The 10,314-nt window shown below is 73.9% G+C and carries 10 protein-coding genes and 1 tRNA gene; 7 read left to right on the plus strand and 4 right to left on the minus strand.

Annotated elements, in window-relative coordinates:
- A partial coding sequence (locus tag BU198_RS20395) for a single-stranded DNA-binding protein (RefSeq protein WP_188298291.1) occupies window positions 1-507 on the minus strand: 507 nt, incomplete at its 3' end.
- A 668-nt stretch (window positions 508-1,175) separates the two neighbouring features.
- Here BU198_RS20395 and BU198_RS20400 point away from each other — a divergent pair.
- Window positions 1,176-1,251, plus strand: a tRNA-Arg gene (locus tag BU198_RS20400).
- 320 nt (window positions 1,252-1,571) lie between these two features.
- Here the strand turns inward: BU198_RS20400 and BU198_RS20405 are convergent.
- Entirely contained in the window at window positions 1,572-2,180 is a 609-nt protein-coding gene (locus BU198_RS20405; protein ID WP_188298292.1) for a TetR/AcrR family transcriptional regulator, read from the minus strand.
- A gap of 75 nt (window positions 2,181-2,255) precedes the next feature.
- On the opposite strand from BU198_RS20405, the gene BU198_RS20410 reads away from it, so the two are divergent.
- Window positions 2,256-2,804, plus strand: a complete 549-nt coding sequence (locus BU198_RS20410) for a GNAT family N-acetyltransferase (RefSeq protein WP_188296610.1) — start codon at window positions 2,256-2,258, stop codon at window positions 2,802-2,804.
- 73 nt (window positions 2,805-2,877) lie between these two features.
- Here BU198_RS20410 and BU198_RS20415 read toward each other — a convergent pair whose 3' ends face one another.
- Window positions 2,878-4,410, minus strand: a complete 1,533-nt coding sequence (locus tag BU198_RS20415) for an MFS transporter (protein ID WP_317620059.1) — start codon at window positions 4,408-4,410, stop codon at window positions 2,878-2,880.
- A gap of 136 nt (window positions 4,411-4,546) precedes the next feature.
- Between BU198_RS20415 and BU198_RS20420 the strand changes: the two genes are divergently transcribed.
- The 3 genes from BU198_RS20420 to BU198_RS20430 all read left to right on the plus strand — a co-directional run bounded on the left by BU198_RS20420 (window position 4,547) and on the right by BU198_RS20430 (window position 6,838).
- Window positions 4,547-5,230, plus strand: a complete 684-nt coding sequence (locus BU198_RS20420) for a TetR family transcriptional regulator (protein ID WP_188296611.1) — start codon at window positions 4,547-4,549, stop codon at window positions 5,228-5,230.
- Between the two features lie 35 nt (window positions 5,231-5,265).
- Window positions 5,266-6,075, plus strand: coding sequence for an enoyl-CoA hydratase/isomerase family protein (locus BU198_RS20425; protein ID WP_188296612.1), 810 nt, complete (start codon window positions 5,266-5,268; stop codon window positions 6,073-6,075).
- A gap of 154 nt (window positions 6,076-6,229) precedes the next feature.
- Window positions 6,230-6,838 carry a phosphatase PAP2 family protein gene (locus BU198_RS20430; protein WP_223244227.1) on the plus strand — a complete coding sequence of 203 codons (609 nt, stop codon included), beginning with the start codon at window positions 6,230-6,232 and terminating at the stop codon, window positions 6,836-6,838.
- Between the two features lie 52 nt (window positions 6,839-6,890).
- Here the strand turns inward: BU198_RS20430 and BU198_RS20435 are convergent, their stop codons facing one another.
- Window positions 6,891-8,117, minus strand: a complete 1,227-nt coding sequence (locus BU198_RS20435; protein ID WP_411293173.1) for an acyl-CoA dehydrogenase family protein — start codon at window positions 8,115-8,117, stop codon at window positions 6,891-6,893.
- A gap of 134 nt (window positions 8,118-8,251) precedes the next feature.
- Between BU198_RS20435 and BU198_RS20440 the strand changes: the two genes are divergently transcribed.
- Window positions 8,252-8,875 carry a TetR family transcriptional regulator gene (locus tag BU198_RS20440; protein WP_188296613.1) on the plus strand — a complete coding sequence of 208 codons (624 nt, stop codon included), beginning with the start codon at window positions 8,252-8,254 and terminating at the stop codon, window positions 8,873-8,875.
- A 134-nt stretch (window positions 8,876-9,009) separates the two neighbouring features.
- On the plus strand, window positions 9,010-10,314 hold a 1,305-nt coding region (locus tag BU198_RS20445), incomplete at its 3' end, for a glycoside hydrolase family 5 protein (protein ID WP_188298293.1).

The raw sequence follows: 10,314 nt of genomic DNA on the forward strand, positions 1-10,314 counted from the left end.
CTCCGCGGCGGCCGCCGCACCCGGGGCCCCGACGGCCGCCGCGGAGGCCCTGCGCGCCTCCAGTGCGCCGGCGATCCACGGCGGCACCACCCCGCCCCCTGGCTCCGCCCCGGCCGGCCCGGCGCCACCCGGCGACTGCCCGCGCACCCCCGTCGCCCACCGGAATGCCGTGGTGCCGCGGGTGAGGTCGTGCCCGACCGATCTGGCGTCGATCTCGACCCGGCTCCGCTTCGCCTCCCCCTCCGTCCACTCCCGCACCCGCAGCCGGCCGCTGACCAGCACCGGATCGCCCTTGGCCAGCGAACCGATCAGGTTGACCGCCAGCGCCCGCCAGGCCGTCACCGTCACCCACTGCGTCTCACCGTCCACCCAGCACTCGCGCTGCCGGTCGTACCGCCGCTCGGTGCAGCCGAGCCGGAAGTTGGCCATCGGCACCCCGCCGGTGGTTTCCCCGTAGCTCACCTCCGTCGCGACATTGCCGATCACCGTCACGTGCGTCTCGCTCACGGCACACCCTCCGTTCCCGCCGATGCACCGTACGGAATCGACCGGTGCGCCCTGAGCGTGCACTCCGAAAGAAATCCCGGCCACCGACTTCCGAAATCCTGTGGATAACTCGGGCCTCAGGAACTGTTTGTCACTCGCAGGGGTGAATTTCGGCCTTCCGGCACCGCCACGGCCTCCGCCTCTTCGCGGTCATGACAACAAAACCGCTGCTCGCCGCCCCATCGGCACACCGTGGAACCCGCCGCGAACGGACTGCGGAACGGCGCGCGGAACGCGCCCCGGCGTCCGTCCGCGCACGTCATCCGACCGGCACAACCGCGAATAGGGCCCCCACCCCGCGCCGTCGGCGGCACATTCTCCGTGCCGAATCCATAACGGGTGAGGAGGCAGCCCCGTAACGACTGCACAACGTCCGGCTCGGAACACTCCCAGACCGCTGCACTCACGGCCTTCACCTGCGATTATCGGACCGCTCCACCGAACCGACACACCAACGACGGTGTCGTCACACCCGGCCTGGGAACTGGACACCCTTATCCTGTCCCCGACAGGGCGAGGGCCCACCACCCCCACCCCTGCACTCAGGAACGGGGCCGGACGGCGCGCGCCCCGGCGCTCGCCGCCCCGATCCCGGCCACGGTCGCGCCCGCCCGGGCGCCGCCCGTCCCGCCCCCATAGCTCAGCGGATAGAGCACCCGCCTTCTAAGCGGTAGGTCGCAGGTTCGAATCCTGCTGGGGGCACCACCTGCCATTCCGCGGGCCGCCGCACGGTCGCGGCCATGCGTGGCCGCGCCGGGCCTCCCGGCAATCCCGACAGCCGGCGCACACCCACCGCGCATAACCCGTGACAATGCGTTGCGCGTCCGCCGTGAAAACACCCGGCGGCCAATGCCTGCGCCCCGGGCAATCCCGCCGCGCCTCCGTACGGCGCAAATCCCGGGCGAATCCCCACCCGATATCACCCGGAACGCCCGGGAGCCCCCGGAAACGCCCGGAACGGGCCGGCCCCGGCCACCCGGCCACCCGGACCCGGGGCCCGCGCGGACCCCCGTGGCTCGGCCCGGCTACTCCGCGAGCCCGGCCAGATAGGCGTCCAGCAGCGCCTCCTGCCGCTCCGCCGGAAACTCCCCGGGGGCGAACAGCGCCTGCACCACCAGACCCAGCGCGAAGGCCTGCGCCCCCGCCGCGAGCGAGGCCGGGTCGGCCTGCGCCGGGAGCTCCCCGAGCCGCTGGGCGTCCGCGACGTGCGCCGTGAGCGCCGTCCGCGAGCGCGCGTAGCGGCCCGCGTGCGCGGCCGCCAGGTCGGGATCGGCCAGCGCGTGGTCCCAGGAGCCGACCCAGATCCGGTTGTCGGCCGCGGACTCGCCGTCCAGCGGCAGGACGTCCAGCAGTGACGCCCGCACCCTGGCCAGCCCGGCCGGCGGCGGGCTGCCGTCGGCGGGGGCGGTGCGCCGGGGCCGGGCCAGCGAGCGCCGGTCCAGTTCCTCCAGCGCATGGCTCAGCAGTGCCCGCTTGTTCGGGAAGTAGTGCGTCAACAGTCCGGTGGTGGCGCCCAGTTCGGCGGCCACCGCGCGCAGGGTCAGCCCTTCGAAGCCCCGGCTGGAGAGCACCCGCCACACCCCCTCGGAGACTTCCGAGCGGCGGGCGTCATGGTCTCCACGGGCGGGCGTCATGGGGGCTATCGTACATACCAAACGTTTGTTATGAATGGTCTCAGCCAACCTCAGCACCCCCGTGAAAGGCCGCCCGTGTTTGCCGTACCGCTCGCCGAGAACGCCGAACTGCGCCCGCTGGAGCCCTGGCAGGCCCCCGAGTTCCTGACCCACATCGACCGCGCCCGCGCCCACACCGACCCGTGGATCCCCTGGGCGACCTTCTCGGTCGACCTGGACTCCGCCCGCGCCACCCTCCAGCGCTACGCCGACGGCCAGGCCGCCGACCAGAAGCGGATCTACGGCATCTGGCTGGACGGCACGCTGGTCGGCGGCGTGATGTTCGTGAGCTTCGACGCCCGGTCCGGCGTCTGCGAGATCGGCGCCTGGACCGAGCCGGCCGGCGAGGGCCACGGGCTGATCACCGCCGCCGTCAAGCAGTTGCTCGACTACGCCTTCGTCACCCGCGGCCTGCACCGCGCCGAGTGGTGGTGCTCCTCCGTCAACGACCGCAGCCGGGCGGTCGCCGAGCGGGTCGGCATGACCCGCGACGGCGTGCTGCGCGAGTGGTACCCGTACAACGGGGTCCGCTACGACAAGGAGATCTGGGCCGTCCTCGCCTCGGAGTGGACCGGCCGGGCCTGAACCCGGACGCCGCGGGGCCCGGTGGACTCCCCGTCCACCGGGCCCCGCGCCCTCCCCCGTACCCGCCGGCCCGTCAGGCCTCCCGAGCCGCCGGAGCCGTCCCGGCCGGCCGCAGCCGCAGCACGCACACCAGCGCCAGCGCCAGCGCCCCGCCCGCCGACAGGAACACCACGTCCACCGCGTCCGTGAAGCTGCGCACCGCGTGCTCGTGCGCCGCCCCGGTCAGCGCCCGGACCGCGCCGAGCGGCCGCCCCGGCTCGCCCGCCTCGAAGACCCTGGCCAGCACGCTGCCGAACAGCGCCGCGCCGAGCGCGTTGCCGAGGGTCTGGAAGAACCGGATGCCGGCGGTCGCCACCCCCAGCTGGTGCCGGGGCGCGGCCTCCTGCACCACCGTGATCAGCTGGCCGATCAGCTGCCCCAGCCCGCCGCCCAGCAGCGCGAGTTCGGCCATCACCAGCCACAGTCCGGTGTCCGGCCCGCTGAGGCCGAGCAGCACGAGGGCGAGCGTCGCACACCCGGCGCCGAGCGCCAGGAAGGTCCGGACCGGGTGGCCGCGCCCGATCAGCCGGCCGGCCAGCAGACTGGCCCCGGTCATCCCGGCCGCCATCGGGATCAGGTAGAGGCTGGCCGAGGTCGGGGCGACGCCCCGGGCGATCTGCAGGTAGAGCATCACGTACATGATCGAGCCGATCATGCCCATCCCGACCAGGCCCTGGATCGCGAAGCCCAGCCGCACCGCGCGGATCCGGAACAGCGACAGCGGCAGCACCGGCTCGGCGGCGGTGGCCTGCCGCCACAGGAAGAGGCCGAACGCGCCCAGGGTGGCGGCGGACAGACCGAGGATCACCGGGGACGTCCAGGCGTACTCCTTGCCACCCCACTCGGTGACCAGCAGCAGCCCGGTCGCGAAGGCCGCCGCGAGGGCCGCGCCGACGAAGTCCAGGCCCCGGCGGCCGGTCGTCGGGGGCAGCTTGACCACCAGGGCGACACCGACCAGGACCAGCAGCCCGAGCGGCAGGTTGAGGTAGAAGATCCAGCGCCAGCCGAGGTGGTCGGTGAACAGCGCGCCGATCAGCGGCCCGACCGCCATGCCGAGGCCCGCGACGATCCCGCCCATCGCGCCGCCCTTGCCTCCGCCGCCCTCCTCCGGCTCCTTGAACTGGGCGATGACCACCATGGTGACGCTCATCAGTCCACCGCCGCCGACGCCCTGCACCGCCCGGAAGGCGATCAGCTGGTCCATCGACTGCGCCGCCCCGCAGAGCGCCGAGCCGAGCAGGAAGGTGCCGACCGCCCCCAGCAGTACGCGCTTGGCGCCGTAGACGTCGCAGAGCCTGCCGTACAGCGGCAGCAGCGCGGTGGCGGCCAGGGCGAACGCGCTGACCAGCCAGGGCAGTCGGTCGACGCCGTGGACGGGGTCGAGGTCCCGGACGATCGGCACGGTGGCCGCCGACACGATGTTCATGTCCAGCACCGCCAGCACGATCGTGACCAGGCAGAGCAGCATGCCCAGCCCGCGCTGGGCCGGCGTCATCAGCGCCGCCGGTCCGGCCGGCTTCGTGCCGGACGGGGGCCGGCCCGCTGTCCTCGGTTCGGCGATCGCCATGGTCAAGTCCCCCCTGGGTCCGTGGAGTTCGGGCCGGACCGGTCGGATCCGGCGGGCCCGGCACCACCATGGCAGGGATTTTATACTCGGTCAATCCTTGAGCCTGGTCAATCATTGTTCCTGGTACAGTCCCACCATGGCGACCCACCCCGGATTCGACGCCGGCCACGACCTCGACGCGCTCCCGCTGCGGGAGCGCAAGAAGATCCAGACCGGCCTCCGGCTCTGGCGCACCGCCATCGGGCTGTTCGCCGAACGCGGCTTCGACCAGGTCTCGGTGGCCGAGATCGCGGCCGCCGCCGAGGTGTCCAAGATGACCGTCTTCAACTACTTCCCCAGCAAGGAAGACCTGGTCATGGGCCCGATGGAGCAGCACCTCGACGAGCCGGCCCGGGTGGTGCGCGAGCGCGCCCCCGGCACCTCGGCGGTCGCGGCCCTGCGCACCCACTACCTGGCCGCACTGCGGAGGTTCGACCCCTCCACCGGGCTCAGCGACGACCGGATCGTCCTCGACGTGGTCCGGGTGATCCACCAGACCCCGGCCCTGCTCATGCGCGCCACCGCCGGCTTCGGCCAGCAGACCCAGACCCTGCTGGCCACCGAACTGCTCGCCCAGGATCCGGCCCACGACGAGCTCACCGCCAGGGTCGCCGCCGCCCAACTGCTCGCCGCCCAGCTGACCCTGACCGCCGACAACCAGCGCCGGATGCTGGCCGGCGGGCGCGCCGCGGACGCCCTGCCCGTCGCCCTCGACCAGGCCCACCGCGCCTTCGCCCTGGTCGAACAGGGCCTCGGTGACTACTGCACCCGCACCGCCTGAGAGAGTTGGCGCACCACGACCGACCGGAGGTGCGCATGGACCAGCCGCTGCTCACGCGGGACCGCTCCGCCCTGCCCGCGCAGGCCGAGGGCCTCAACGCGTACGTCGGCGACGACGGCGTCGCGGTGCTGGAGTTCGCCCGCCCGCACCGCCGCAACGCGGTGACCCTGGCCATCTGGCAGGCACTGCCCAAGGTGCTGCGGCAGCTGGCCGAGCACGAGGGGGTGCGCGTCCTGCTGCTCACCGGCGCGGACAACACCTTCAGCGCGGGCGCGGACATCGCCGAACTCGCCGAGGCCTACGGCGATCCGGACAGCGCGCAGGCCTACCACGCGGTCAACGTCGCCGCCGAGGAGGCACTGGCGGCCTTCCCCCACCCGACCCTCGCCGTGGTGCACGGCGCCTGCGTCGGCGGCGGCTGCCAGCTGGCCGTCGCCTGCGACCTGCGGTTCGTCGCCGAGGACGCCAGGATCGGGATCACCCCGGCCAAACTCGGGGTGGTCTACTGGGAGGTGCCGACCGTACGGCTGGGCCGCCTGGTCGGCCCGGCCAGGGCCAAGTACCTGCTGTTCTCCGGCGAGTTGGTGAGCGGCCGGGACGCGCTGCCGCTGGGCCTGGCCGAACGCGTCCTGCCGGACGCCGAACTGGACGCCGCCGCGCTGGACTTCGCCCGGCTGCTGACCCGCCGTTCGACCCACACCATCGGCGGCGCCAAGGCCGTCCTGAACGCCCCGCCCGAGCGCGCGGCCGAGGCCCTGGCGCCCTGGCTGCTCCGCTCCCGGGAGGGCTCGGACGTCCGCGAGGGCCTGGCCGCCTTCATGGAGGGCCGCCCCGCCCGGTTCTGAGCCGGGCCCGGCTCCGGGCGGCACGGCTCCGGGCACGCCTCCGAGCACGGCTCCGGACAGCACAACTCCAGGCGGACCGGCCCGAACCGGCGCCCGTACGATCGTCCGACCGGAACCACACCCGTCCCTTCACGCCCCCGGAGCACCCACCCCGATGACCACCGAGGCCGAGGCCGCACCCGCCCCCACCCGCCGGACGGTCTGGGCCCGCCGGATCACCGACGGCATCGAGCCGAAGAACGTGATCATCGCGATGCTCCCGGTGCTGGGCGGCCTCCGCTACGGCTGGCCGGGCATCGGCTGGGCGCTCTTCGCCGCCCTGTTCGCCGCCGTCGTCCCGACCCTGTTCATCCGGCGCGGCATGCGCAGGGGCACCGTGGCGGACCGTCACGTCGGCCACCGGCAGCGCCGGCTGACCGTCTTCCCGTTCATCATGGGCTCGGTGCTGGTCTGCTTCGCGGTGATGATCGGACTGGACGCCCCCGCCGACCTGACCGCGGTGGTGCTGGCGATGTTCGCCTCGCTGGTGCCGATCCTGGTGATCACCACCCGGTGGAAGATCTCCGTGCACACCGCCGTGGCCGGCGGCGCGGTGGCCTGCCTGGCCATCGCGCTCGGCCCGCTCTGGCTGCTGCTCGGCCCACTCGTCCCGGTGATCGGGTGGTCCCGGGTGGTGCTGCGGGACCACACCACCGCACAGACGATCGCCGGCGCGCTGGTGGGCGCGCTCACCGCCGGGCTCACCTTCTGGGCCGCCCGCTGAAGGACGGCCCGCCGGTCGGCCCACCGGCCGACCACCAGGCCGACCGCCCCGGCTAGCGGATCGGCATCCCCGAGATCGCCCGGGCGATCACCAGCCGCTGGATCTCGCTGGTCCCCTCGAAGACCGAGTAGATCGCGCTGTCCCGGTGCATCCGCTCCACCGGGTACTCCCGGGTGAAGCCGTTGCCGCCGAGGATCTGCATCGCCTGCGCCGTCACGTACTTCGCGGTCTCGCCCGCGTAGAGCTTGGACATCGAGCCCTCGGCCGCGGTGAACGGCCGGTTGCCGACCGCCATCCAGGAGGCCCGCCACACCAGCAGCCTGGCCGCGTCGATCCTGGTCCTCATGTCGGCGAGCTGGAAGGCCACGCCCTGGTTGTCGATGATCGGCCGGCCGAACTGCTCGCGGGTCTTCGCGTAGTCCAGCGCCACCTCGTACGCGGCCCTGGCGATGCCGATCGCCTGCGCGCCGACGGCCGGACGCGAGGCCTCGAAGGTGGCCATCGCCGCGTTGCCCCTGCCGCCCTGCCGCCCGGCCCCCTCGCGGGCCCGGGCCAGCCGCTCGTCCAGCTTCTCCTTGCCGCCGAGCAGGCAGCTGCCGGGCACCCGGACTCCGTCCAGCACCACCTCGGCGGTGTGCGAGGCGCGGATGCCGTGCTTCTTGAACTTCTGGCCCTGGCTCAGCCCCGGGGTGCCCGGCGGGACGACGAAGGAGGCCTGGCCCTTCGCGCCGAGCCCCGGGTCGACGGTGGCGACCACCACGTGGACGGCGGCGATCCCGCCGTTGGTGGCCCAGGTCTTGGTGCCGTCGAGCACCCACTCGTCCCTCGCCTCGTCGTACACCGCCCGGGTGCGCAGCGCGGACACGTCGGAGCCGGCGTCCGGCTCGGAGGAGCAGAAGGCGGCGACCTTGACGTCCTCCGGGGTGCCGAACATCTGCGGGGTCCAGGTGCCGATCTGCTCGTCGGTGCCGTTGGCCAGCACCGCGACGGCGGCCAGGGTGGTACCGACGATGGACAGCCCGATGCCCGCGTCGCCCCAGAACAGCTCCTCCATCGCGATCGGGATGCCGACGCCGGAGGGGTCGAAGTACTGCTGGGCGTAGAAGTCCAGCGAGTAGATGCCCAGCTTGGCGGCCTCCTGGATGACCGGCCAGGGGGTCTCCTCGCGCTCGTCCCACTCGGCCGCGGCCGGTCGCATCACGTCGGCGGCGAAGCCGTGCAGCCAGTCGCGTACGGCCAGCTGGTCCGCGCCCGGGTCCATCGAGAACGTGCTGCTCATGGTGTTTGCCTCCGAAGACGTGTGCGGCCGACCGTGGTGTTACCGCCGGTAACATCGTCGGAGTCTGCTACTGCTTGGTAACCGGTGTCAACGCCCTGGCCGACCCCGCAGAACCCGATCCCGAGGAGCACCGCATGTCCCGAGAGCCCCGCCGCGATCAGCTGCTCAACGCCGCCGACCGGGTCATCCAGCGGGAGGGCCCAGGCGCGAGCATGAACGCCATCGCCGCCGAGGCCGGCATCACCAAGCCGATCCTCTACCGCCACTTCGGCGACCGGAGCGGCCTGATCAGAGCCCTGACCGAACGTCACACCGGCGGTCTGCTGGCCGCCGTCAGGGCCGCCCTCGCCGAGCCGCTGGAGCGCCGCGACCGGGTCGAGCACGTGCTGGACACCTATCTCGCCGGGATCGAGGCCCGCCCCCAGGTCTACCGGCTGCTCACCCACCCCGAGCCGGGCGACCCGAGCGGCGCCGGCAACGCGCTCGCCCCCGCGCTCAGGCAGATCGCCGAGGAGATCACCCGGGCCGTGCAGAGCCAGGTCGACCTCGGAGCCGACCGCGACCTGCTCGCCGAGGCCTGGGGCCGGGGCATCACCGGCATGGTGCTGGCCGCCGGGGACTGGTGGCTGGAGGCCAGGCCCTGCTCGCGCACCCGGATGGTGCAGGCGCTGGCCGACCTGCTCTGGGGCCGGCTGGCCGCCGCCGCCGAACTGCCGACCGCTGTCCTGCCGCCCGCGCCCGAACCGTCCGCCGACTGAACCGGCCGCCAGGCCGAACCGGACACCGACCGAACCGGCCACCAGGCCGACCCGCGCCGACCGAACTCTTGTGCCGTGCGCGGCAGTCCGGGCATCATCGGGCCCACCCCACCCCCCGCCGTGCGAGGTCCCCGATGCGCCTGCGCCGCACCGCCGTCGCCCTGCTGCTCGCCGCCACCGCCGTCTTCACCGCCGTCCCCGCCTCCGCCCAGGCCTCGGTCCAGGCCTCCGCCCACGGCGGGCCGGCGGACCGCTTCCCCACCGGCACGGTCACCGCCGCCGACGGCCGCACCGCGCTCACCGATGCCCAGGGCCGCCGCCTCGGCCTTCGCGGCTTCAATCTCGACAAGTACGCCGAGGCCACCCCCGCCGACCTCGACTCCGTCGCCGCCCAGGGCTTCACGCTGGTCCGGCTGCCGGTCTCCTGGACCAGGCTGGAGCCCGGGCGCGGCCGCCTCGACCCCGCCGAACTGCGCCGGATCCAGCGGCTCCTCGACCGGGCCGACCGTCTGGGCCTGCTGGTCCTGGTCGACTTCCACCAGGACGTCTACGGGCCGAAGTTCCTCGGCGGCAGCAACGGCATCCCCGCCTGGGCCACCCGGGACGACGGGCTGCCCTTCACCCCGGACCCGGACGACTGGTTCGCCGGCTACTTCCAGCCCGCCGTCCAGGCCGCCTTCCGCCACCTCTACGACGACCCCGACCTGCGTGCCTGGCAGGCCGACTTCTACACCCGGCTGGCCCGCGAACTGCGCGGCCACCGCTCACTGCTGGGCTACGACCTGTTCAACGAGCCGTTCGGCCCGGTGGACGGTGACCCGGGCGACCCGGCCGTGCTGGCCGCCGCCTCCGCCGCCCTGGAGGAGGGCAGGCTCGCCGGCATGTACCGCCGGCTGATCGACGCCGTGCGCCGCGCCGACTCCCGCGCCTGGCTGTTCGTGGAACCGACCGTCCTGGTCGGCCAGGGCGTGCCCACCCACCTGCCCGGCTTCACCGACCCGCGCCCCGGCGCCGCCAGGCTCGGCTACGCGCCGCACTTCTACGACACGGCGGTCGAGAACGGCTCCGACTGGGACCCGGCCGGCGGCTTCGTGGAGCGGTACACCGCCGCGGTCACCGGCTACCCCGCCGCCCACCGGCTGCCCGTCCTGGTCGGCGAGTGGGGCCCGCCGGACTCCCGCAGGCCAGGCAACACCGAACTGGTCCGCCGTCAGGTCGCCGCGATGGACGGCTTCGCCGAGGGCTGGACGATGTGGTACTGGTGCCGGGGCGACGGCGGCTACTGCGCGCTCGACCCGGCCGGGCACCCCGCGCCCGGCGACGGGCCCGTCTTCGGCCCGTACCCGGTGGCCGTCCCGGGAACGGACGTCCGCACCGAGGTCCGCGCCGACGGCGCCACCGTGCGCTGGCGCGCCGACGGCACCGGACGCGCCGGCGAA

The sequence above is a fragment of the Streptomyces sp. CBMA156 genome (assembly GCF_014596515.1).
Lineage (GTDB): Bacteria > Actinomycetota > Actinomycetes > Streptomycetales > Streptomycetaceae > Kitasatospora.